Annotated in this window: 17 protein-coding genes and 1 riboswitch; of the genes, 8 read left to right on the top strand and 9 right to left on the bottom strand. The window is 43.5% G+C overall.

Annotated elements, in window-relative coordinates; translation table 11 throughout:
- The first annotated feature begins 83 nt into the window (after positions 1–83).
- From ACROAE_RS14365 to ACROAE_RS14345, 5 genes are all read left to right on the top strand, one after another.
- On the top strand, positions 84–1,364 hold the full coding sequence (locus ACROAE_RS14365; RefSeq protein ID WP_432403039.1) for an alkaline phosphatase: 1,281 nt from the start codon (positions 84–86) through the stop codon (positions 1,362–1,364).
- A 72-nt stretch (positions 1,365–1,436) separates the two neighbouring features.
- Positions 1,437–2,474 carry a methyltransferase gene (locus ACROAE_RS14360; protein WP_432402905.1) on the top strand — a complete coding sequence of 346 codons (1,038 nt, stop codon included), beginning with the start codon at positions 1,437–1,439 and terminating at the stop codon, positions 2,472–2,474.
- Between the two features lie 145 nt (positions 2,475–2,619).
- On the top strand, positions 2,620–4,287 hold the full coding sequence (locus tag ACROAE_RS14355) for a DUF342 domain-containing protein (RefSeq protein ID WP_432402903.1): 1,668 nt from the start codon (positions 2,620–2,622) through the stop codon (positions 4,285–4,287).
- A gap of 34 nt (positions 4,288–4,321) precedes the next feature.
- On the top strand, positions 4,322–4,696 hold the full coding sequence (locus ACROAE_RS14350) for a DUF4144 family protein (protein WP_432402901.1): 375 nt from the start codon (positions 4,322–4,324) through the stop codon (positions 4,694–4,696).
- Positions 4,697–4,785: 89 nt separating this feature from the next.
- Complete coding sequence (locus ACROAE_RS14345; RefSeq protein ID WP_432402899.1) at positions 4,786–5,928, top strand: site-2 protease family protein; 1,143 nt, start codon at positions 4,786–4,788, stop codon at positions 5,926–5,928.
- A gap of 78 nt (positions 5,929–6,006) precedes the next feature.
- Here ACROAE_RS14345 and ACROAE_RS14340 read toward each other — a convergent pair whose 3' ends face one another.
- From ACROAE_RS14340 to ACROAE_RS14330, 3 genes are all read right to left on the bottom strand, one after another.
- Positions 6,007–7,116, bottom strand: a complete 1,110-nt coding sequence (locus ACROAE_RS14340; RefSeq protein WP_432402897.1) for a succinylglutamate desuccinylase/aspartoacylase family protein — start codon at positions 7,114–7,116, stop codon at positions 6,007–6,009.
- A 3-nt stretch (positions 7,117–7,119) separates the two neighbouring features.
- Positions 7,120–8,499, bottom strand: a complete 1,380-nt coding sequence (lysC, locus tag ACROAE_RS14335; protein ID WP_432402895.1) for a lysine-sensitive aspartokinase 3 — start codon at positions 8,497–8,499, stop codon at positions 7,120–7,122.
- 134 nt (positions 8,500–8,633) lie between these two features.
- Positions 8,634–8,807, bottom strand: a riboswitch (Lysine riboswitch).
- 297 nt (positions 8,808–9,104) lie between these two features.
- A complete protein-coding gene (locus ACROAE_RS14330; RefSeq protein WP_432402893.1) occupies positions 9,105–9,545 on the bottom strand; it encodes a DUF3293 domain-containing protein in 441 nt (146 codons plus the stop codon).
- A gap of 679 nt (positions 9,546–10,224) precedes the next feature.
- Here ACROAE_RS14330 and arcA point away from each other — a divergent pair.
- Positions 10,225–10,941 (top strand): two-component system response regulator ArcA, encoded by a 717-nt coding sequence (arcA, locus tag ACROAE_RS14325; RefSeq protein WP_432402891.1) that lies wholly within the window; start codon positions 10,225–10,227, stop codon positions 10,939–10,941.
- A gap of 76 nt (positions 10,942–11,017) precedes the next feature.
- Here the strand turns inward: arcA and ACROAE_RS14320 are convergent, their stop codons facing one another.
- Entirely contained in the window at positions 11,018–13,312 is a 2,295-nt protein-coding gene (locus tag ACROAE_RS14320) for a DPP IV N-terminal domain-containing protein (protein WP_432402889.1), read from the bottom strand.
- Between the two features lie 173 nt (positions 13,313–13,485).
- Between ACROAE_RS14320 and ACROAE_RS14315 the strand changes: the two genes are divergently transcribed.
- Both ACROAE_RS14315 and ACROAE_RS14310 read left to right on the top strand, forming a co-directional pair.
- A complete protein-coding gene (locus tag ACROAE_RS14315) occupies positions 13,486–14,478 on the top strand; it encodes a class 1 fructose-bisphosphatase (RefSeq protein WP_432402887.1) in 993 nt (330 codons plus the stop codon).
- A 192-nt stretch (positions 14,479–14,670) separates the two neighbouring features.
- Positions 14,671–15,852 carry a tetratricopeptide repeat protein gene (locus tag ACROAE_RS14310; RefSeq protein WP_432402885.1) on the top strand — a complete coding sequence of 394 codons (1,182 nt, stop codon included), beginning with the start codon at positions 14,671–14,673 and terminating at the stop codon, positions 15,850–15,852.
- A gap of 68 nt (positions 15,853–15,920) precedes the next feature.
- Here ACROAE_RS14310 and ACROAE_RS14305 read toward each other — a convergent pair whose 3' ends face one another.
- From ACROAE_RS14305 to ACROAE_RS14285, 5 genes are all read right to left on the bottom strand, one after another.
- Positions 15,921–17,180, bottom strand: a complete 1,260-nt coding sequence (locus ACROAE_RS14305) for a dicarboxylate/amino acid:cation symporter (RefSeq protein WP_432402883.1) — start codon at positions 17,178–17,180, stop codon at positions 15,921–15,923.
- A gap of 351 nt (positions 17,181–17,531) precedes the next feature.
- Positions 17,532–18,488 (bottom strand): DUF7281 domain-containing protein, encoded by a 957-nt coding sequence (locus tag ACROAE_RS14300; protein WP_432402881.1) that lies wholly within the window; start codon positions 18,486–18,488, stop codon positions 17,532–17,534.
- A complete protein-coding gene (locus ACROAE_RS14295; protein ID WP_432402879.1) occupies positions 18,476–19,696 on the bottom strand; it encodes a phosphoenolpyruvate carboxylase in 1,221 nt (406 codons plus the stop codon). Before ACROAE_RS14295 ends, ACROAE_RS14300 begins: the two co-directional genes overlap by 13 nt.
- Positions 19,693–20,346: a condensin complex protein MksE gene (locus ACROAE_RS14290; protein WP_432402877.1), complete on the bottom strand. Its 654-nt coding sequence runs from the start codon at positions 20,344–20,346 to the stop codon at positions 19,693–19,695. Before ACROAE_RS14290 ends, ACROAE_RS14295 begins: the two co-directional genes overlap by 4 nt.
- Positions 20,346–24,059 (bottom strand): ATP-binding protein, encoded by a 3,714-nt coding sequence (locus ACROAE_RS14285; RefSeq protein WP_432402875.1) that lies wholly within the window; start codon positions 24,057–24,059, stop codon positions 20,346–20,348. Before ACROAE_RS14285 ends, ACROAE_RS14290 begins: the two co-directional genes overlap by 1 nt.
- Between the last annotated feature and the right edge of the window lie 80 nt (positions 24,060–24,139).

Raw genomic sequence — 24,139 nt, 5'->3', positions numbered from 1 at the left:
TTTTAGCGACATGTAAACGCTCAATAAGCTGCTTATTGTTAATACCTTACCTTTGTGCGCCAAACGTAATGGCTAACGATGAAATGATAAGTCCTGTGGCGGTTTCGGGATCAGCAAATAGCAACGTACCAACAGCAGGACCCTCTAGACCTAAAAACATCATCATCATGATTGGTGATGGTATGGGCCCTGCTTACACCACAGCTTATCGTTATTATAACGATAACCCAGAAACAGAAGAGATCGAACAGACCGTGTTTGATCGCCTGCTCGTGGGCATGTCGAGCACCTACCCTGCCTCTGTCAGTGGTTACGTTACCGACTCAGCTGCCTCGGCAACTGCATTGGCAACCGGTTTTAAAAGCTACAATGGGGCGATTAGCGTCGATGTTGAAAAACGTCCACTTACGACGTTAATGGAAAAAGCCAAAACCCTTGGCTTAGCTACTGGCGTGGCGGTGACCTCACAAGTTAACCACGCAACGCCGGCTGCATTTTTGGCTCATAACGAAAGTCGCAGTAACTACATCGACATAGCACAAGCCTACCTGGACACAGACGCTGACGTGATTTTAGGCGGTGGCCAACAGTATTTTCCACCCTCATTATTAGCGCAATTCACTGCCAAAGGTTACCAACATCTGAACGAGTTTTCACAACTCGACGCTGTAACATCACCCAAAGTGTTAGGATTATTTGCAGATGTGCAATTACCTTGGGCGATTAACGACAAACAGGGCCATAAACTCAGTAAAATGACCCAAAAAGCCATCGACTTGTTATCACAAAACCAACAAGGGTTTGTGTTATTAGTTGAAGGCAGCTTAATTGATTGGGCTGGCCACAGTAACGACATTGCAACCGCAATGGGTGAAATGGACGAGTTTGCCGCGGCAATCGAAGTGGTTGAGCAGTTTGTGCGTGAAAATAAAGACACACTAGTGGTTATTACAGCCGACCATAATACCGGTGGCCTATCTGTCGGGGCAAATGACAAATACGAATGGAATCCAGCTGTGCTGCATAACGTTCAAGCTAGCCCAGATGATATTGCGACTCGTGCTATCGCCGATGAACAATGGCAAGCCGTTATTGCCACCTTGATTGGTTTTACACCTTCGGACACTGAATACACCGCCCTAGAAAATGCACGCATGCAAGGCAACGAACCTCTGACAATTGCATTGCGTAAGTTAATCGATGTGCGTTCAAACACAGGCTGGACAAGCGGCGGGCATACCGCCGTTGACGTACAAGTATTTTCGGCAGGCCCTGGCGCAAGACTTTTTGGTGGCCACCAAGACAATATCGACATTGCCAATAAAGTGTTTAGTTTGCTACCCGAGTCAGCAGCGAAACCATAATCGTTCGAAACGGCCTTTTGCTACACAAGCAAAGGGCTGTTAATCATTTAATCTTTACCATGAGTAATTCAAGTGCTAACAAATCCGTCTCAAGCATTAATCCGCAACAGTGAACTATTTCAGCAACATAAAGTATTAATACTCAATTATGAAGCTGATACTTTTGCGAGCCAATGCCTAGAGTCTGCAAGCCATGTCACCGCATTAGCATTCGATTTTAACCACCACCAAACACTGTTACCTTACGCCAACAGTACACTAGAATGTTATTTTGGCCATCAACTCCCTGATGCCCTAACAACAGAAAAGTACGATAGCGTTATTATCTATTTTCCTAAAGCCAAGCCATTAATGGGTTACTTGTTGCAACTCGCAGCTCAACACTTAGCCATAGACGGTTTATTGGTGATTGTGGGCGAAAACAAAGGGGGAATTAAATCTATCGCTAAATTAACCCCTGAATACTTCTCCACCCCAATAAAGCAAGATAATGCGCGTCATTGCTTGCTCTACACCTGTTATTTAACCCAAATGTCACCGCCACTCTCAATGACTGATTGGGTTAGCCAATACGCCCTTGATACGCCGCAAGGGCAACTGCAAATTTGCAATCTTGTGGGGGTATTTAGTGAAAAACGACTTGATCAAGGCACCGAGTTATTACTGTCGCATTTGCCCGACGCTCTACAAGGTAGAGTATTAGACTTTGGCTGTGGTGCCGGGGTGATAAGCGCGGCATTACTCAAAGCAAATCCACTGTTAAACATTGAATGTATTGATATCAATGCCATGGCACTCGAGTCTTGCCGGCTCACTCTTGCGGCAAACAATATGCAGGCGAATGTGTATCCGTCTGATGGATTTAATCAAATCAATGGCCAGTTTAATGGCATCATCTCTAACCCACCATTTCATGATGGGTTAACCAGCACGACTGACATCGCCACGCAATTTGTTAAACATAGCGCAAGCAGCTTAGCGCCTAAAGGTGTTTGGCAAATAGTGGCTAATCGACACTTGCCATATTCAGACACTATCGCTACCTATTTTGGCAGTGTGAATGTATTAGCAGAAAATAATAAGTACAAACTGTATTTTCATCAGCGTTAATGCAGGTTTACTGCTGGAAATGGACTTCAATATCAGCTAAATTGATTCAAAGGCAAAATGGCGCACACTTTTAGGTCATTTTCACTGTTAATCTATTGCCTTCGTTTTAAACCATAATAAAAATAAAAACAAAACAAAGGATGTTATGTTAGAGCCCTCAGTCATAGCGCTAAGCGCAGATAAATCAAAAGCAGAACTCCGTGTAGTTCCCAATACTCATGGCCCGTTGTCGGCAGAAGACATTCATACTTTACTCACCCAGCCCAGCTTTGCCATGTTGTTTCCTATTGAACCTGCAATTATTAAAGCCATAACCGAAGTCAACGCGTTATGTGGTCAAAAACCGGGTGATCATGAATTATTTTTTGCGATTGCCGAGCGTAAAGACGGGTCCGTCAACATCACCGTTAGTGACGATAAAATGCATGCCAGCATGAAAATCACCTCGGCATGGGGCGGTAAAGACATGACCCTGCCAGATATCCTCAATATGCTCAAAAGCCAAAAAATCAAAATGGGCTTAAGTAAGCCAAAAATCATGGCATTAATGCAGCGCTTATCGATTTTGCCTCCTGGCGAAAGTTGTGAAGGAGTCATTGCTTGTGGAAAAGCAGCCATAAATGGTGAAAATGCGGTTATCACCAGAAAGGTGGCGTTAGCGCGTGAGCGCTTGTTGCAACCACAAGAGCGTGAAGACGGCTCAGTCGATATGCGCAATTTAGGTGCATTAATCACCGTGAAACCCAATGACCTGTTAATGGTAAAAGTTCCTGCAACAATTGGCACGCCGGGTTTTAACGTTCACGGAGATATACTGCAGCAAATTCCTGGTAAAGATAAACCCATGGAACCTGGTACCGGCACCAGCTTGCACCCGAAAGATCCTAATAAGCTCATTGCAACCTTGTCAGGCCAACCCGTTGAAAACCGCAAAGGCATGCAAGTAGACGACATGCTGCAAATTAAAGATGTAGACGTACGCTATGGGCACGTCAATTTTAAAGGCAGTATTCTCATTACCGGCGATGTACATGAAGGCATGGAAGTCAAAGCCAGTGGCGATGTGACTGTTATGGGGTTTGTTGATTCAGCCAGTATTGAAGCTCACGGCGATGTGATTATCAGCAAAGGTGTCATAGGTCGTTTAATTAAAGACCAAGAGCTCAGCACTAGCATAAAAGCAAGCGGACAAATTTGCGCTCAATTTGTGCAATACTCGCGACTTGAAGCCCAAGGCAATATTTTAATTACCAAACAATTACTTCATAGCAATACTACCTCTGGCGATAGCATTACGGTGAGCGATGCCCAGTCAAGACGAGGTGACCTCATTGGAGGTATCGCAACTGCAGCAAAAGGCATTAGAGCCATTGCTTTTGGCGCAACGGCTGGCACCAAAACAGAAATCTATTGCGCTATGAATCAAGGTGAATTAAAACAACAACTTAAAGATTTAGATGATAGCATTAAAGGCATGGTAGTCGCGGGATTAGAACTCGAAGCTCGATTGCGTAAATTGCCTCCTAAAACTGAATGGCAAAGCGATGCTGGCATGATTGAACAAGTTAAAATGATGCTCGATCAAAAAAATCAGATGGCAGCTGAGCGAATTAAAGAAGAAGTGGAGTTCACTCAACATCAGAACGAAGTTGAGGGCTATTTTGATCATTACTTTATCAAAGCTGAAAAGCACATTTTTACTAACGTCGAAATCCACATCGGTAATGCATTTAATCGCACTCAACGCGAGCATGGCCCATGTATTGTCAAAAACGTGAATCAAGAAGTGTCCTACGATTACAGTAACCGCTAACCTGAACAACACTCAATAATGAGACCGCCACATTATGCAACAAATACATTGGCCAGCATTTTTAAAGTTTGATCAAGATGATGAGCTAATGTATCTAGCAAATCATCAAGATTGGTTAAGTTTTATTTGCGCCAATCAATATACTGTTTGCGTACAAGACACATTAATTGACAGTAGCGGTGACGTTTATCTTATCGCAAAGCCACAACCTGAACACACCTCAGTCGACACGAGTGTGGCACAACTGCCACACCTCGTAAAACAACCTCTCCCCATTAGCGTGTTACAAATGCTGCCTTTGGTGCGCCAATTCGGTCAGTTTCAAGGACACTGTTGCAGTGCAAAAATCGTTTTCACCACAATTGAACAAGGTATTGCCACTGTTGCTGAATTAGAACAGCTTTATTAGCCAATAAAATCACCTTGCCCATTGAGCATCAAACAGCGCTCTGGCAAAATGCCCGCATACTCACCGTCTATAAGCTCTGAGAATCCTTAATGGAATTACTTAATATTGAATGTCTTGGTAAACGCTTACGCCTAGAAGGCTCTATTGCAGGCTGGCAGCAGTTATATTGGGATAATCAACTGGTATCACAAAAGTCAGCGAGCGCGAGCGATCAAGCTTTTCACATTCACTCGTTTGAACTTGCTCAACAACATACTGTACCGCTTAATGAAGACGATATTATTGATGCGCCAACAAGCGTCACATCGCAAACAAAAGCAATTCAGGTTCGATTAGAGATTGATGTTAACTGGCAACCCTTTCAGCTCGACTATTGCTTACTGGTTGATGAAGAACAAATCACTCAAGGCAAGCGCAGCGTCAGTGACATTGAAAAACAAACGCCCGAAGTTCCGGTCGCTAAAACGCAAAAGCTCAGTGTAGTCGGCTTAGCATCTTTGGGATTCAAACTCCTCAAAAGTGCTAAAGTGATTAAAGTGTTGTTTGCTGGTGCCAGTGTGGCAGCTTACTCTTGGTTATTCTCACTAGAATTTGCATTGGCACTTATCGGCTGTTTAGTGTTTCATGAATATGGCCATATTAGGGCCATGAAACACTTTGGTATGAAAACAAAAGGCATTTACCTTATTCCGTTTGTCGGCGGATTGGCCTTAAGCGATGAGCGTATTAATACTCGTTGGCAAGATGTGTATATCTCGATTATGGGGCCGACTTTTGGACTGATTTTATCCGTCATTAGTTTAGGCCTGTACTGGATCACCGGTAATGTATTTTTTGCCGGACTCGCCAGTTTTAACGCATTGCTGAACTTATTTAACTTATTGCCAATTTTACCACTCGATGGCGGTCATATTTTAAAGAGTATTAGCTTTTCAATGAACAGCCTGGTCGGCCTAATAGCCTGTATTTTAGGCGCCGCTGTAGGGGTATTTATCAGCTATAGCCTAGGCCTTGCTCTATTAGGCTTTTTACTGCTGATTGGTAGCGTTGAAATTGTATTTGAATGGCGTGGCAGGCATCAAAGCCATCTGCTGCCGCTCGACCGTTACGGACAAATATTCTCAACAGTGTGGTATCTGTTAACGGTAGCAAGCTTGGTGGGTATCATTTGGTATTTTGCAAGTTCTGGTGACGACATGCTGTCTATTCCACTGCAAATCCTTGGCAGTTAAGCTCAAGGCCTCTCGTGCATCTTCATTCCGTCACAGACAAAAACGCCTGCAAAATGCAGGCGTTTTTATTATTTTCGTTTATAACCTAAACACATTAGTCATCACTTTATACAACTCAGTGCCTTGATGCACAGATGCAGAAGCAAAATGCAAAATGGGCACACAATCCATTGGCAAACTAATCACTTGATGCGCGTCATCGGTGCCATACAAATCCATACGCAATATATTCACTAATGGTTGTCCGGCATTAAGTGGCTGGCCAACCACTGCGCAATATTCAATTAATCCCGCTTTAGGTGCATGAAACTTTTTATAGTCTTTTAAGTAGCAGCCAAAGCGCGCCATTTGAGCTGGCTCGACTTTTTCACGGATCACTCCTCGATGACTTAAATACGCCAAAATACCTTTAGCGTCTTCCAATGCATCAGATAAATCAATACGCTCCTGGCTAGCCAATTCTAGCGTAAACGCTGACACGGGTACCGTAAAGTCACGCCCTTGCTGAGCGGCAAAATCGGTTAACTGCCACCAAGGACAAAATGCCGATTCATCCATCGCACCACCAAAACTATTGGGAATAACTAAGGTGTAGGGAATAGAGAAAAAACGTGCAGCATCAATGTCATATTCAGGACAATATAAATGCTTACAAGACTTAGGCCCAGTATGTAAGTCCAGCACAATGTCAGCCTGATGTGCCATAGATTGTAAGCTTACGGCTAGCCTATGGCCTGTCGTTATCCCAAAAGGCTGGTTAAGCCTTGCTTGACACGACTCAACTAACATCACTCGATAGGCATCGAATAATGCGGCATTACTCAAGTGTTGATGCTTTGCATACCAGGTAGTTAAATCGACTTTATGGTCAAAATATTCACGATTCCAATTCACCCCAGTAATGGGGTCGAACCGGCCTAAAGTAAACTCACCACTTTTTTGATTTATGCCCAGCGGATTAGCCAGAGGTGCCAGCTTGATATCCCCTAGTACGTCATAGTCTTCAAGTAAGGTCATCAGCTGATAAATCACTGCATTACCTTGTACTTCAGCGCCGTGAACATTGGCCTGAATGTAAACTCTCGGCGCAGACGCTTTAGCACCTATAAAATCATAAAGCGGTATGGTGAGCGCTTGCCCTGTGGCAAGCTCCCCAACTTGTATATTCGACTGTATTACCTTACTCATCAATTACGACTCAAACAGATTTTGATGTAAAGCATTAACCACTTGCGCCGCTTCAGATTCAGATACCAATACACATAAATTATGTGGGCTCGCACCTTGGCAAATCATCCGCACATTGTGGTTTTCAAGCACTTTAAAGACGCGACTGCAAATACCTGCTGTAGAGGCAATGCGATTACCAATAATGGCAATAAGCGCTAAATTATCCTCAACACGGACACGACAATGCTGCGATAGCTCTTGCAGTAATGGCTCGCTCAATAAGCCTTGGCCACTCGAGTCTGAACCGGTTTTATCCAGCGTTAACGACACGTTCACTTCTGAGGTTGTAATTAAATCTACCGAGATTTTATGACGTGCAAGTGTTGCAAAGGTTTCCGCTAAAAACCCCTGTGCGTGGAGCATTTGCAGGCTATGAAGGTTTAATAGCGTTTGGTCGCGACGTAATGCCACCGCGCGAAAAACGGGCGTGTCTTCAACTTGATGACGGATCCATGTCCCGCCCATTTCAGGCGCTTTGCTGGAACCTACAAACACCTGAATCTTTTGTCTTACCGCGGGTAAAATGGTCGCTGGGTGCAATACTTTAGCGCCAAAAGTTGCCATTTCAGCCGCTTCATTAAAGCTGATCTCTGGAATGGGGCGTGCATTAGGCGCCAATCTTGGGTCGGTAGTGTAAATACCGGCAACGTCAGTCCAAATCTCTACCGCTGTGGCACTTAATGCTTCAGCAAGTAGTGCTGCAGAATAGTCACTACCGCCACGGCCTAAAGTGGTTGTGCGCCCATCTTGATCTGCACCAATAAACCCTTGAGTGACTATCACATAATTCGCCAGCAACGGCTTTAACAAGTCACCAGACAACGAGGCTATGGCTTCAATATGAGGTTCTGCACGGCCAAAATGACTATCGGTGCGAAGCACCTGGCGCACATCAAAATGATCCGATGCGGTGCCCTTTTCACGAATTACCGCAGAAAACAAAATCGATGAACATTGCTCACCAGTAGAGAGCAATTCGTCCATAATCGCCTTGCTGCGATCAAGTTCTAACGACTCACTTAATACCGACATGCGGCTCAGAATTTTATCGATGCTCGCGGCCACATCTTGCGGGCGCCCTAACTCATCTAAAATGGCATATTGAATTTGTGCAATTTGCTTTAACAACGCTAAGCGGCGCTCGTCATTCACATTTGCTTGAGTTAACTCGACCAGTAAATTGGTTACGCCACTTGACGCACTGACCACCACTAAACGGGTGGCAGGATTGGCTAACACAATGTCAGCACAACGACTCATCGATGCATAATCAGCAACAGAGGTACCGCCAAATTTGGCGACGACTAATTCTGGACGAATATCTTGAGAAACAGTGCTCATACGAATGCCTCCGCGGTTGGCGAAAGACGACAAAATAAGAAGTAATTGACTAACATGATATACACTCCGAACACACTACGTTCGAAGAGCCTGGTGCTAAGATAACGCACCCTTAAAGAAGGGAAACAGCAATCATCACCAGAAGCTCTCCACCAAAAAACAGGTGACAATCGTTAGGATTCAGCCTATACGACCGATATCAATGTGTGCCACACAATTTGATACCTCGGCGCTAATCTCCATCATAAGTTGTCATCGGATTGGCATCCTCAAACTTACTACCTAGTTAACGCTCCTCTTCTGTGCCTCCCGAAGGAGGGACTTGAAAAATAGCAACAAACCCACTAACAAGTCAATCAACAATCGTTGTAAAAATACGCTATTTTTATTTTATTCATCTTTGTGGCAAAGATGACGCTCAAGGATACTTATTTTCGCAATCTCAAAAACATCATTTTAGATTGTTCATAATGATGAAAAATAGCCATTTTCATGGACCAAACAACCTTTAAAGGCAAAATAAAGAGACAATTAAACTTTATTGTCTTAAATAAAGATCTAAAAAATCAAGTGATCCACAGTTTTATACTCTTAACAGCTAAACACTACAGGTGCGAACTAATATCAGGCAACTCATTTACTAAGCGTAAACGCTGATTAAAAGCTCCCATATCGACTTCAGGCATCAGCGGATCAATGCAAGCAATAAGTGATAATAATCCTTGATTAACATAATAAATGGCATGTTGATTAAATTCTCTACCCAATTCAAGCGCCTGTTCTTTATCAATAAAAATAGCCCAACTTTTTTCCATATGCGACAAATCAGGTGCTGCACCAATGAGTGCTCGGTATGGACTGTTGTATTGTTGAATTTTGGATTGGAGCTGACGATCTAGTAAACGATTTTGGCTCGGGGAGAGTAATAAGCCACTGGGGTTGTGGGCGGTAATAATAGCAAACGGGAAATCATGAGAAAGGCGTTGAGTGAACAAAAAATGTGTACTTTGATAGTGATGCCACAGTGTATCTATAACATTTTCCATAATATTAATTCGTCAATTAAACCAAAATCAGTTTAGCAAAGCCTTATGAATTCTTAAAGGTTTGTGATATCAGTCACAAGTATAATATTTATTTATCCTTAAATATTATGGCATTAACAACATTAATCTTTCATATACTTGACTGTTATATTAATTTTTTAACATTTAATTTGTTAACAAATGCCTAAAACGAGTACAATAACGTCACCTACTAGTAAAGCACTGTAGTGAAACCAATAACATCGCTTGCTAAATGTATCGAGGGATGGCGTTTAAAACGCATTTATTGGTAATTAATCACAATTTTGTGTGCTTAGTTTACACCCGAACGTTTTATGTTCTACATTTGATAAAGCAAAGGGATAAACAGTAATACGTATAAATAAGTTTGCAACATATGGAACTATCTCTATAAATCGTATTCATAGTAGTAAGCCTTCTGGCAAATTTTTTACTTATTATGCAGCTGCATATTGCATTGCGTAATGAGCGTTAATATACGCAAGACAACTCAGTAACCATACATAGCGTTACATCTTACGAGTTTATAAGAGTGTTTTATTCAGGGCAGACATAGATAAACACCAAAAAAATACTGGAGTATCAGCGTTAATTAATGCGCGATTACAACTTACTAGCCTATCGCTAGAATCGAATTTTATAAAATTAGGTAAATATCATGCAAAACCCACACATTCTGATTGTTGAAGACGAAGCAGTAACCCGTAATACATTACGCAGTATTTTTGAAGCTGAAGGCTATGTCGTTACCGAAGCTAACGACGGCGCAGAAATGCACAAAGCCATGCAAGACAATAAAATTAACCTAGTGGTTATGGATATTAACTTGCCAGGCAAAAACGGGTTATTACTTGCTCGCGAATTACGTGAAATAAATAACATTGGTCTTATTTTCTTAACCGGCCGTGATAACGAAGTAGATAAAATCCTTGGTCTTGAAATTGGTGCCGATGACTACATCACCAAGCCTTTCAACCCACGTGAATTAACGATTCGTGCTCGTAACCTATTAACTCGCGTTAATAGTGCTGCTGCAGAAACTGAAGAAAAAGGTTCTGTTGAATATTACCGTTTCAACGGCTGGAGCTTAGAAATTAACAGCCGTTCTTTAGTGAATCCACAAGGTGAGTCTTATAAGCTACCACGCAGCGAATTCCGTGCGATGCTTCACTTTGTTGAAAACCCAGGTAAGATTTTAACGCGTGCTGATTTATTATTAAAAATGACTGGCCGCGAATTAAAGCCGCATGACCGCACTGTTGACGTGACAATCCGTCGTATCCGTAAGCACTTTGAAAGCTTAGCCGATACGCCAGAAATCATCGCGACTATTCACGGTGAAGGCTATCGTTTTTGTGGTGACTTAGAAGGCTAATCCTTTAAGGTTACCCAATAAAAAACCAGGTGATTAACCTGGTTTTTTTATGCCCGCTTTTAGCGATTAATTTATGTTATTTCAATTGCTGGTCTAAAAATGCAGCTAACGATTTATATAAGTGATTACGCACTTTCTCACCGCGCATGGAATGCTTAGACCCTGGGTAATCCATCATCTGGAATAATTTACCTTCATCTTGCAATGTTTTGTATACTCGCGTGCTGTTTTCAAACAATACGTTATCATCAGCCATGCCGTGATACATCAACAGGCCTGACTGATAATTTTTGACGTATGGCAAAATACTGCTGGCATCATAACCTTGTTTATTGGTTTCAGGATCCCCCATATAACGCTCGGTATAATGGGTATCGTATAAACGCCAATCAGTTACAGGAGCCCCTGAAATGGCTGCTTTAAAATAATCTGGCGCCTTAAATTGGCTCATTAATGCCATATAGCCGCCGTAACTGTGACCATAAATTGCCACATTTTCGCCATCAATAAATGGCAGGCTACGTAAGTAATCCACACCCACTTTTTGATCGTTTACCTCGGCATCCCCCATATTTTGATAAATTACATACTCAAACTCAGTACCACGATGGGCCGAGCCACGGTTATCTAATTGGAATACCGCATAACCTTGTTGTAATAAGTACTGGGTAAAATAATCCGCCTCACTCCAGCTGTTCACCACCAACTGTGCGTGCGGTCCACCATAAACACGTACTACAACTGGATACTTTTTATTAGCATCAAACGGTACAGGTTTAAATAAACGGTACATTAATGGCTGACCATCTTCTGCCTTTAATTGGCCAAACTCAGGCATTTGCCATAAGCCAGCCAAATCATATAAAGGATGATTTTGATTAATCTCGTTTTGCTCAACCCAGGCTAATAATTTACCCGAGTCATTGTGTAAGCTGATCTGTGGCGGTTGCTGGAGGCTATTAAAGTAATCTAAATAAACCGGACTCTTATCGGCAAATACCGCAGCATGTATTCCAGCCGTTTGGCTAATTCGCTCGATTGAATCAGCGCCCTTTTGCAAATTAACCCGGTATAAGTGACGCTCGACGACACTGTCTTTACGACCACTAAAATACACCCAGCCACTGGCTTCATCGACAAACTCAAGTGCATCAACGGCCCAGTCACCTTGGGTTAATTGCTTAAGCAGCTTACCTTGTAAGTCGAACAAATACAGATGATTAAACCCGTCTCGCTCTGAGCCCCAAATAAATGCCGACTGCTGCTTTAAAAAGTGCAGGTCATTATTCAGATTTACCCAGGCTTTACTGCGCTCTTCAATCACGGTGTTAGCCTGGTCAGGCTGACTTAATGCAGCAATGCGTAAGTCTAGTGTTTGTTGATCACGACTTTGCCACTGAAAAGACACATGCTTGCTATCAGGTAGCCAATCAACACGCGGTAAATACATGTCTTTTTGCTTGCCTAAATCAATCCAGTTGATGCTCTTATCCTGTAAAGTCACCACACCAAGGGCAATTTCAACGTTCGCTTTGCCTGCATAAGGATAGCGTTGCTCAGTTAATTTAATGCCGTCGGCATATATTTCATTACGGGTGACTAACTCAACACCTGATTCATCAATGCGCGTAAACGCGATTGCGGACTCATCGGGAGCCCACCAATAGCCCGTCATGCGGTCCATTTCTTCCTGGGCGACAAACTCCGCCATGGCATTTTTGATCGCACCTTTGCCATCGGTGGTTAATGCGACAACTTTTTGAGTGTCTAGCGCTAACACATAAAGGTTTTGATCGCGTACAAACGACACATAACGGCCTTTAGGCGACAAGCGCGCATCTGTTGCAAAGCCATCACCGGTGTTTAGCTCTATGACTTTATTGCTAGCCACATCATATAAATACAATTGCCCAGCGGCTGGAATTAAAATACTTTGGCTGTTTTCAGACCAAAAGTATTCCATGATCCCTTCACCGTAAATACGCTGACGTTCACGGCGGGCTTTTTCTTCATCAGACAGTTCGCCACCCGCTAATTGATCGGCATTGATCAATATGCTGCGCTGGCCTGTCGCAATGTTCATTTGCCATAAATCGTAAAAATGTTGGTTATCGGCACGACTCGATAAATAGGTCACTCGCTTACCATCAGGTGACAAAGCAAGTCCGCGCGGACTCGATCCAGCCAAAGCTGGTGAGGCATGGATACGTTCTATAGTCAGTGGCGTGTTATTACCTTTTATTGCGGTTAACGGTGCGGTAGTTAATGGGATCATTGTACTGCCTTGCGCTGCTTGAGAAATTTGATTAGTAAAGAGTAATGGTGCGGCAGTCATTGCCACTAAAGCATGCTGCTTCCATGTGGTTGTCATTATTATTAATCCTTGGGGGCAATCAATCAGCCAACATTCTGCCTGAAATTACTGTAAAACCAAAACCTCAGATAACAATCGCTGAAATTAGCGTCATTGTGGGGTATGATTTGCTCATAAGAATTAAATTTAAAACATAGACCTTAACCTCGCAAAATCTCATAGGAAAAATAATGCAGACTTTGGCCCAAACCCTCAGCGCTCAAGCGGTAAATGCATCTTTAACGCAATTACTATTTACCTTAGCGGAAACCTCAATCGCCATTAGCGGTGCAGTTCGTCACGGCGCGTTAGCGGGTGTACTAGGCGCAACAGAACAAGAAAATGTTCAAGGTGAAACCCAGAAAAAACTGGATGTCATCACTAACGACATGCTTAAAGATGCCTTAAAGGCTGACACGACAGTGCGCGGCATTGCCTCTGAAGAAGAAGATTATGTTGTAGAGGCTAACGCTCAAGGTAAATACCTAGTGAGTTTTGATCCATTAGATGGCTCATCTAATATCGACATTAATTCACTTGTTGGCACTATTTTTTCTGTGTTACCAGCACCTGCTGGTGAGTTTAGCGAACAAAGCTTTTTACAAGCTGGGCGCAAACAAGTTGCAGCAGGTTACGTGCTTTACGGCCCATCAACGATGATGGCGCTTACCACAGGCCAAGGTACGCAGTTTTATACTCTTGATCCAGACAGCCAAGAGTTTTTACTGACCGACGATAACGTGCAAATAACCCCAGATACAGCCGAGTTTGCCATTAATATGTCAAACCAGCGTTTTTGGGAAGCACCAATGCAAACCTACATTGCCGACTTGCTACTGGGTAAAATTGGCCCGCGTGAGCAATCTTTTAACATGCGTTGGATTGCCGCTATGGTGGGTGACGTGCATCGAGTTTTGTGTCGCGGCGGTATTTTTACCTATCCAACAGACAACAAAAACCCAGCTAAACCATTCAAATTACGCCTAATGTACGAAGCCAACCCAATGGCATTGCTTGTTGAGCAAGCTGGCGGTAAAGCCTCAACAGGTTACGAGACTATTTTGGATATTCAACCAACTGAAATTCATCAACGTGTTGCGGTGATTTTAGGTAGCGCGAATGAAGTCGATACCTGTTTGAGCTATCATGGTATTGATTACAGTGAAGAGCCATCAATTGACTAACTAATCACTCTTCAAAAAACCGCCAAAAGGCGGTTTTTTATTTTTACGCTGTATTTAAATAAAGTATTCGACACGCCCTTCAACACAAAACCTCCTAATCCATAACAACACAAACGATAAAAACAGGTTTTCTTTACAATAACTTAATTAACCACTAAGTTAATCATTCGATATTGATAAAGGACTATCGCAATGCCACAGGCACCGACCTCAAATACATATAAATACTTTAGTGCCGTAATAATTTTGCTGCTGATTGGTATTGGTGCTTATGTTTACTTGTCCAACATAAAGCCCAAGCCACTGGCATCTGGTACGGTATTGGTTCTTCCGGTGAAGATTGTTACCCCACCCACAGATGGCGATACTCAATGGAATGCCTATGCCGCTATGGATGTACTTATTCACCAGCTAACACTGGGTGTGAGCTACCCTTTACTGCAAGCTGAAGATGTCATTAATATCACTTCGCGGCTCGCTCAAACCGATAACGTTAGCCCTTCTGACATTAACAAAATCATGGCGATATCGGGTGCGGTATTAGTCATCGAATCCAGTGTGAGTATGCTCAACAATCAGTATCAGCTCAGTTACACATTACATAGCCAAAGCCAAAGTGACAGCACCAGTATTAGCGCTGACAGCATAAATCAAGCATTGGCGTCAGCAGCGAAAGCTATCACTCATCAACTAAACCCTAAACACAAACAGTCAGTTAACGACTACCACTCTCAATTGCATTCTACACAATTAGTGCAGGCCATAACATTGAGCCAACAAGGTGATTTACTCGGTGCCGAGCAGCTTTTATCTGAGGTCATTCAAGACGCACCTAATAACCTGCTTGCAAGCCGCCTCTTAGGCAATATCCAATTACAACAGCAACAATTTGAACAGCTCAACAGCACATTAACAGCTGCAATGGGTATTGCTGAGCATCAGAACGAATACCGAGAATTAGCCCAACTAAGATTATTATTAGCCCAAAGTTACATCGAAACGAACAAAATTGAGCAAGCTTTAGGGGTGCTCAACCTCGCCAAAACCAATGCTGCTAAAGTTAAAGATTGGCTCACATTAGGTTATATTTATCACTTAGCGGGTACTATCAATCAACGAATTGGGCGTAATAACGACGCCAGAGAGCAGTTTAAAAAAGCCATTGAGTATCATCAAATGATGGGTTATCCAATAGGTCAAAGCCAGACTCTTAACGATTTAGCTGAGCTTGAGGTCGTCGAATTTAACTACCCGCAGGCTTACCGATTAATTAATCGATCATATGAATTAGTCGCCCATCGTGGTTTAGATGATTTAGAAAATACCACATTCAAAATTATGTCTAATATTGAAAACAAAATGCAGCATAGATAATACTTCTAATAGTCATAACAAAAACGGCCTGCAATGCAGGCCGTTTATGTATGACTCACTCGCTAAACTTATTCTTTCGCTACGACGACGCTGTCTTGACTCACTTGGTACTTCTTTTCTGTCTGATCGACAATGGTGAGGACAGCGGTGTCGCCCACGACGTTACATGATGTCAGTACCATATCAATAATACGGTCAAGGGCGGCCACAATCACAAACGCTTCAACCGGTAAGCCCATTTGATAAATCAACACACCAATCATCACCATGCCACCGCCAGGTACGCCACCAGCGCCAACAGAAAGCAAAAATACGCTAAATAATAGAGAAGGGATTTGGTCGTTACTGATTGGCATACCAAACGCATTGGCGACAAAGAAAATAGCGATAGTAATATAAATTGATACCCCACCCATGTTCATTGTTGCCCCTAACGGCACACCAAATCCCGCCACAGCCTGACTTACGCCAAGTTTGTCGGTTAAGGTGCGCATCGTTACCGGAATGGTGGCATTAGAGCTAGCTGTTGAAAGCGAAAACAGGATTTGCTCTTGGGTTTTATCACGGAACGTTTTCGCCGACACTGGCGTAAACACGCTAACAGCAATAGGGTATACGATGAAAATCCAAATCAGTAATAGCGCTAAAATCAATACTAGGTATTCAACCACACTGACAAAAATTTCAGGTTCTAAGGTAGCGCCTAGTTTAAACATCAAGGCGAATACACCGTATGGCGCAAGACTCATCACCAATCCAATTAAGCGCATCATTATTTTATTGGCGGTTTGAAAACCTTTTACTGCGCCGGCGACTGATGTGCCCATTGATTTCATTACACCACCCATTAGCAGCGCCATAAAAATTACTTGCAACATGTTGCCAGAGGTAAACGCTGAAAAAGGATTGTTAGGCACAATGCTCACAATAAGTGACATTAAATCAGGCAGTTCTGTTGCGGTAATATCGACCGAGCCGCTGCTAGACATATCAACGCCCTTGCCTGGCTCAAATATCATTGCCACTGTAAATGCCGCAAGAATAGCGACTACGGTGTTAATAATGTAAAAACCAAAGGTTTTGCCACCTAAACGGCCAAAGCTTTTTAAATCTTGTAACTCACACACGCCGCAAACAATACTCACAAACACTAATGGTACAACTAACATCATGATCATATTAACGAACATGGTGCCGATACCACTTGCAAATGTAACAAGTGTCCCACCAAAAAAGGCGTTGTCGGCGAGTGCAAATTGCACAATACTGCCGAGAAGCACGCCAAAAAATAGACCAATAAAGATCCGTGCTGAAAGTGATTTTGTCATGTACTAATTTCCCATTCGAAATGGCAACTTCTGTTGCTGATTATTGTTATACCAATCCTGGTGCTTATTCTTTTCGAGCGCTGAAATACTGAGACATCGCGCAATATATTTCAATCACCTTATCAACAAAAGTGACCACTTAATGAGCGCTTAACTGCTTATAAATATAAAAGACAACAATAACAATCGATTACATAATAAATAATGAGTTGCTAATGGTGTAACCAGTGAGGATACAAGAAAGAAAACCGTATCAAATAATCATTGTGAACATATTTCGTACAATACAAGAGCACTCTGTACAAAAATCATTGAGCATTTTTGTCCGATAGCAGGTTAAGACATTAGATATTATGAATGGATTTTTAGTAAGCTCAGCGACAATGACTTTGCCAACATATGCTGTTGTTTAATGCTGACTCGGTTACGGCTCAACCACTGGATTAATGATACCCATTGAGGTGTGAATACCACTGAAGCTACAGTACCTTGCGACAAAATATTGTTTAAATAAGCCGATTGTTTATGCTGCTTATCAAAATCACTGACTGAGTTAATTTGACTGATAGCGAGTAGTTTATCGGGTGCCTCAAGCACCCATTGCGGCACGATCATGCTGTGGCAATGTTCAAGGGTATTGGCAATCATCAACCCTGCGGGATCAAGGTCGGTAAAAGCAATGACATCCAACTTCAGTGCGGCGATCAAATGTAAAAAATGCTTACGACCAGCAGGAGAATAATCGTGGCTGCCACGGTACAACACCATGCAATTGTCGATGATTGGCTGTAACTCTGGCGTGAATGAATAAGCAAATAGATTATCAAAACTGTCGAGATTTTCGACCACAATGAGCTGCGTAATCTTAAGTTGCTGACACAGTGCAACTGCGGCGTCGACCTTTAATCGCAATGAGCTACCTAATACCGTCAACACCTCGACGACAGAGTCTACTGCGGATGTAGAGAACAGAGATTGAACGATGTTAGGCGCGAGTTTTATTAACACATAATCGGCATCTGGGCTGATATTAGCGTATTTTTCATTCGCACTGAGCTGCGACATTTGCTGTCGCGGCACGTCAAAATCGAGTGCGAGAATATCTAGGCCTGAGTTATTCTGCGCCATTTCACGCAGTAAAGCATAATCTTTATGGGTTAAATACAGGTATTTTTCAGCACCATCGGGCTCGCCAATTTGCCATAACTGATACAGTTTTTTCCAACCAGCATTAAATGTTACGCGCGGTAAAAGTTGTTTTGCCGCGCGGGCCATTAACTGTAATTGACTCTGGCTTAGGCTAGCCATAACTCAACATCATGAATGATAAAATTACCGTTATACACTGGATCGGGTTTACCTATCGGTTCTAACTCAAAGTAATTTTTATGTTCATCGGCCAAGCCTTCATAACCACCAATCACTTGATAAAGCCAACTTTCAGCATCCCAGGTTAATTGCTTTTCGGTTAAATAACTCAATGCAGATTGACGTAAACCTGAATCGATAACCTCACAGAAATATTCATCCACGGCAATTTTGAGTGGATTTTCTGGGATATCAAAATCTTCACTGTCGCCCATTTCAAAGGTGACATTTTGCTCACGTGCAATGTGCGGTAATGCATCACGGCTAATGGCTTTAACTTGCGCGACTAAACTCATTAACTCCAGCTCATGATGTGGATTACTCACATCGACACTGGCTGGTGCTAATAGAGCCTGGGCACAGTTAAATAAATTCGGAATCGCTTTATGGCCAACATGGTTATCGACTTGATAGTCTGGGTGCATGTCGGTGTGCAGCAACCAGCCTTTGAGCAACCGAGTACGCCCTTGGATTTGTCTAAAGCGACCGAGTAATTCATACAATCTGCCCTGAACAATACTCAGTTCTTGAGTACACTGGCTTAGGGTTTCTTGCAAGCTGGTCATTAATAAACGGCGCAACTCACGGATGTCACCGGCAATTTCACCCAGCTCACTAAACTGGAACATTTCAAGGCCATTAAGCAAGTCAGACACCTGGCTTTGCGCCAGTTCGTTTTCACGAATTTTGGCACTAATTGTCCCGACATAACCAAACTCGTTGTTAATGCGTCCCCACAACACCCTAATCGAATAGCGTAAGCTGTCGGTGAAACTGTAAACGTGTTCGTTTAAGTCGGCTAAATAGGCTTCTGCAGCGCTGTAATCAACATTGTGGCGCGCTTCTTTATAATGGTCGGCCAGGGTTTTAATGGTCGCTAAAGATGAGCCGACGTTAGAGTCAATTTGGCGGTTACGCTCATCGCTTAAGGCTTCTTCAAGCAACGCCCGCACTGAGCGCTTTAAGCGCAGCTCTTGGTCTGGCTCTGGGCGCCACAAAATGCCGCTTTTTTTGAGTTTTTCAATCACCCCAGCATCATGGGCTGTGTCGTTAACCGAGCCGGCTAAATACGCATCCATGATCACATCGGCATGCCGCCCGAGTTGTTTGAGCAGCTTTACCCCAGCTTGGTGTAAGTTGCTGCTCATATTAACTCCCTTTGGGTCGCGGTTTCAGCTTGCGCCTCAAGGCTTAATCCCTCAGTTTCGTCAATAAAGCGGATCACTTCGTATAAGTAATCAAGCTTACCGGTGGCAATATAAATCTGTTTCTCGCTATTGGGTTTTGCTAGGTAACCCAATTCGACTAAGCGCTTAAACACTAACTTAATTTGGCCGTCGACATTACTGCTGCTAGAGCCAAATAAGCGATACTGGCTAAGTTTGGTTAGCTGCTCTCTAAAGGCAGGCGTGTCTTCTATACGTGCTTGTAAGTCGGTTAATCGTATCGGCGCACCTTCACTTAATGGCGCATCCTGGCCGCTAGCCTCTTGCACTAACACCAACCATTCCACCAGTGGGATCAACGCCGCGCAAATATCTTTAAACTGCGATGAAATCACTTTGCGCTCAGCATCGCCGAGCTGTAAATAACCACAAAAGAACACTTCACCTTCGCCTGCGCTGGCCAGGGTGCGGTTAATTTGATTTAAGTACGTTTCTATCCGCTCGCGGGTGCTGTTGTTTTTTAGCGCGCGCCAACCGTCTTCGTTAGTCACTCGGCAAATAAACTCGCCACGCAATAACTGTTCGATTAACGCACTGGTTCCCACTAAGGTTGTTTCATTTGAGTCAGACATTAACTGTGCTCCTTAGCCGTTGTGGGGTGAGTGATTTCAGAATGAGCAGTGTCAGCATTTCGTTGCGAAAGTCGCTCAGCAAGTGGGTTAGTTTTAGGTTTAACCACCTGCAGTTTTTTAGTTTGCTTGTTAATAATGTAACGGTTAGCAAATAAGTTAAGCACTTCAGATTCTGGATTTGGGAATGCCCCTAACACACTGATGTTATTGTTTTCACAGGCATCAAAAATCTTCTTCACGTTGGTGTGATGCAAGGTGCCTAGCTCATCAATAGGCCAATGAATGGTCACATTGGCTTTACCGCGTAATAAACGGGTAAAGGCCAGCAAGAATTTACATAAAATCAGGTATGCCATACCGTGGCTAGATGATTCATTTAACTGGCGGTCGGTACGGATTATCAGATCGCTATTGCCTTCTTTTAAGCGCAATTCAATCTCCAGTAACTTAGCAATGCCACCGGTTAGTGCGGCGCGGCCAATAATGTCTAGGGCGCGGCGCATTGAGTTAGTGTAATGCTCGTCTGGTAGCTGGCTAAAACCGTCGGCTTTCCAGGCTTTAAAGGCTTTTACAAACACTTCAAGTTCAGGCCAGAACTCGAGTTCACTGATGCGTGAGCGAATCCGTACTGCCGATTCCGATACACCATCGAGGAACAACTCTTCACCCACTTCACGGGTAATGCGGGCACTTTGGCTGGCAATGCGGCGGTCGATGTCGGTTAATACGTCGTAAAATGCGGTTAAATCGATACCAAAAATACGCCCTTGCTCGCGAATCGCCATTAACGATTGCGGCACCATCACATTGAGTAACTGCTCTAGCTGTGGCACTAATTTACGGTAATCGAGTAGGCGAATACCTTTGTCATTAACAAAGCTAGACTCGTCACGCGCGCGCTCCCAGAACTCGGCCAAACTTGAGCCCGATTTGCTGGCAATCACAGAGTCAAAGTGCTCAACATATTGCTTTACTGAGCCCATTAAATAATCACGCTTTAGCAATAAATCTTCGCCTTGGCGTAAACGCTCACCAATGCTACCCATGGCTTCGTCGTTATTGGCCGGCAACTTCAATTCTGCCAACTTACGCATTACTGCGCGCAGTTTAGTGAGGTTTTCAGATGCTTCAACCTGGGCGGCATCACAGGCTTTACGTTCGGTTTCTAAGCTGTTGCGGCGTTGTTTAATTTCCGCGGTTTTAGCCGTTAATTGTTGCTCAAGCTCGAGCGCAGCACGTTTCACATCAGCGAGCTGTGCTTGCAGCTTTGGCTTACGTACTAACCAGGTATGTTGGTACCAATCGTCATAACGTAACACGTCGCTACGACGTTGTTCTGCCTGGCTTATTTGCGCTTCAAGCTCACGAATTTGCTTTTTAAGCGCTAAAATAGTGCCTTCGTCGACCCCGCGAGATTTCAGCTCATTTTTGTACCAGGTTTCACAGGCTTTTTGCTCTGTTTTGGCATTTGCGCGACGCTGTTCAATATTGGCTTTAATTTGCCCTAACTGATTGTCGATAGCACCTACGACTTCTTGCCAGTAAGCATTTTTGTCCATGCGCGCTTCAAGCGCCTGTTCTTTTTGCTCGGCTAACCATTCAAGATGTTGGTTATGCAACTGCTTTAACTCATTATCAAGTTGTACCAAACGCTTACCTGATTCGGTTTTGCGATCGGCGACGGCTTGATTGATCTTTTGTTGCTCGCTGCGCTTTTCATCAAAGAGTCGGCGTAAATCTTCACGGCTATTTTTATAGGCGGTACGGGCAAATGTTAGCTCACGGGTAATGGCATCCAGTGCGCTGTTCATCACCACTAGCTGATCTTCAGCTTCAGCATGTATTTCTTGGGCGCTTTGCAGTGCTTCTTCGGCTTTAGCAAAACGGATACGCAAATCTTGCTCTGTTGCGGCGTATTCAGGCACGTCAATGGCGTTAAGATCTAGGTGGACGCCAAATAAACTGTCGCTATTGTCTTTGGTTAAACTTGGGTGTAAATCACTGCGATGCAATAACTCTGGCGCGATCACTTTACCAAATGATTGCTCCCAACCTTGGGCTTCTTTGCGTAAAAACTCCAACAGCGTATGCGACTGTGGGAACAGCATGTGATGCAATTCTTCTTTGGCATTTTCGCGCTCGCTCACACGAATGCTGGCAATGCGCAGTGCTTCGTTGGCTTGGTCACGTTTGGCTCGCTGCTTACGCTCCTCGGTAGTTAAACGCTCAACCTTGGCATTACAGGTTTCTTGCTCTTCGTCGGCGAGGCTGATGCGTTCATCAAATATAGCCAAACGCATTTTTTCATCTTCGGTGTACGTCACGCCATCTACTTGATGCTTAAGCTCAGCAGCTTGCAATTTAAGTTGATATTCGTGCTCACTAAATTTGGCTTTACCGGCGTCAGTTTGCTCACGCCATTGTTGCTCAAGTTTGCCTAAATCGTCATTGGCCAGCTCACGTTGCTTATCACGCGCTTCACGTTGAGTGTCTTGTTCGGTGTGTAACGACTCCAGTTCACGATGAAGCTGCTCGGCAATTTTACTGCGACGCGCATTAAAAGCCGCTTCAATGTCTTGGTGTTTTTCAGTTTGTAATTTGTGGCGCTCGTTAAGATTTTCAACGTCGCTACGCCAATTAGGCAGATTGTCTAAATCGGCTTTAGCCTGCTCAATGTCGGCATCTAAAAAAGCGGCATGCCGATCTTCAATCGCATCTAACTCATATTCAAATTTGCCGACATCGCCTTTTGCAGCCGACAACTCCTGGTTGAGCTCATCACGGACATCTTTCCACTCATCGTCGAGTAAACGCAGTTTAAGATTGAGTTCTTTACCTAAGGTTTGATTACGGTCTTGACGCTCGGCTTCTAGAGTTTCATCACCACGGTAGCCGCGAGATAAGCTGGCTAAACGCAATTCAGCGCTCAGTAATTGGTTAAACTCTTGTTCAAGTTTGTCGTATTCTGGGCGGATTTGCTCAAAGCCTTGCACTAACTGGCTCTCACGGATCCAGGTTTCAACGCGCTGAGGATTTAGGCGTGAAGTGGGTGGGTTTACCCCATCTTCTTCTAAAATGGCGGCGATCATTGATTTGACCGTTTCCATTTTACCTTCTTTTGAATGCACGGCTTTAGCCAGTTTTTCAATATGGCGTAGGCTGTGTTCGCCATCGCATAGCGAGAACTGACGTGCATAAGTACGTAACTCGTTTCGGTTACTGCCCGTATTGAGTAAACTGCGATCGTTTTGAATAATAGCGCGGAATTCGCGAGTATTGAGTAAGTTAGTGTGCGCGATGCCTTCACGTTTAACTTCACGACCAAGTTCGGCCATCGAATGGCAAATGATAGTGTCGCCATTGCGGGATTTAATGTAATCCTCAAGCTCAAAAGCACGTGCAATAAAGCGGTAATTAACCCCTTTACCGTCGCCAGCTGACGCTAATACTGCTTGATACAGCAAGCCGTCATCTTTTTGGTATTCATAAATAATGTAGCTAGAATCGTGCGGTAAATACCAACGTTCAAAACTGTCACGGGTTGACGGCACTACGCGACTTGGGTATTCACCATAAAACACTGGCACTAGGCGCTGTAGGGTTGTTTTACCAGACGCGTTGGTACCACAAATGTTGGTATGGCCTTTTAATAGCAATTCGACCACACCTGGCAGGTGAGTATTAATTAATACGATTCTAATCAAGCTTGGCATGATAATCCTTTTCCAAACAGCTCACATTACAGTGAAAAATAAGCAAAATAACGCTGAATAACTAACATCAATTCATTCAA

Source organism: Shewanella sp. MF05960, assembly GCF_050849305.1.
Taxonomy (GTDB): Bacteria; Pseudomonadota; Gammaproteobacteria; order Enterobacterales; family Shewanellaceae; genus Shewanella.
This window is presented reverse-complemented; position numbering and strand designations above follow the sequence as displayed.

Coding starts and splice junctions, on each gene's coding strand:
- ACROAE_RS14300 (WP_432402881.1), bottom strand. CDS start 18,488: ATGGCTAGCCTAAGCCAGAGTCAATTACAGTTAATGGCCCGCGCGGCA.
- arcA (WP_432402891.1), top strand. CDS start 10,225: ATGCAAAACCCACACATTCTGATTGTTGAAGACGAAGCAGTAACCCGT.
- ACROAE_RS14345 (WP_432402899.1), top strand. CDS start 4,786: ATGGAATTACTTAATATTGAATGTCTTGGTAAACGCTTACGCCTAGAA.
- ACROAE_RS14305 (WP_432402883.1), bottom strand. CDS start 17,180: ATGACAAAATCACTTTCAGCACGGATCTTTATTGGTCTATTTTTTGGC.
- lysC (WP_432402895.1), bottom strand. CDS start 8,499: ATGAGCACTGTTTCTCAAGATATTCGTCCAGAATTAGTCGTCGCCAAA.
- ACROAE_RS14285 (WP_432402875.1), bottom strand. CDS start 24,059: ATGCCAAGCTTGATTAGAATCGTATTAATTAATACTCACCTGCCAGGT.
- ACROAE_RS14355 (WP_432402903.1), top strand. CDS start 2,620: ATGTTAGAGCCCTCAGTCATAGCGCTAAGCGCAGATAAATCAAAAGCA.
- ACROAE_RS14340 (WP_432402897.1), bottom strand. CDS start 7,116: ATGAGTAAGGTAATACAGTCGAATATACAAGTTGGGGAGCTTGCCACA.
- ACROAE_RS14290 (WP_432402877.1), bottom strand. CDS start 20,346: ATGTCTGACTCAAATGAAACAACCTTAGTGGGAACCAGTGCGTTAATC.
- ACROAE_RS14365 (WP_432403039.1), top strand. CDS start 84: ATGATAAGTCCTGTGGCGGTTTCGGGATCAGCAAATAGCAACGTACCA.
- ACROAE_RS14315 (WP_432402887.1), top strand. CDS start 13,486: ATGCAGACTTTGGCCCAAACCCTCAGCGCTCAAGCGGTAAATGCATCT.
- ACROAE_RS14330 (WP_432402893.1), bottom strand. CDS start 9,545: ATGGAAAATGTTATAGATACACTGTGGCATCACTATCAAAGTACACAT.
- ACROAE_RS14320 (WP_432402889.1), bottom strand. CDS start 13,312: ATGACAACCACATGGAAGCAGCATGCTTTAGTGGCAATGACTGCCGCA.
- ACROAE_RS14350 (WP_432402901.1), top strand. CDS start 4,322: ATGCAACAAATACATTGGCCAGCATTTTTAAAGTTTGATCAAGATGAT.
- ACROAE_RS14310 (WP_432402885.1), top strand. CDS start 14,671: ATGCCACAGGCACCGACCTCAAATACATATAAATACTTTAGTGCCGTA.
- ACROAE_RS14295 (WP_432402879.1), bottom strand. CDS start 19,696: ATGAGCAGCAACTTACACCAAGCTGGGGTAAAGCTGCTCAAACAACTC.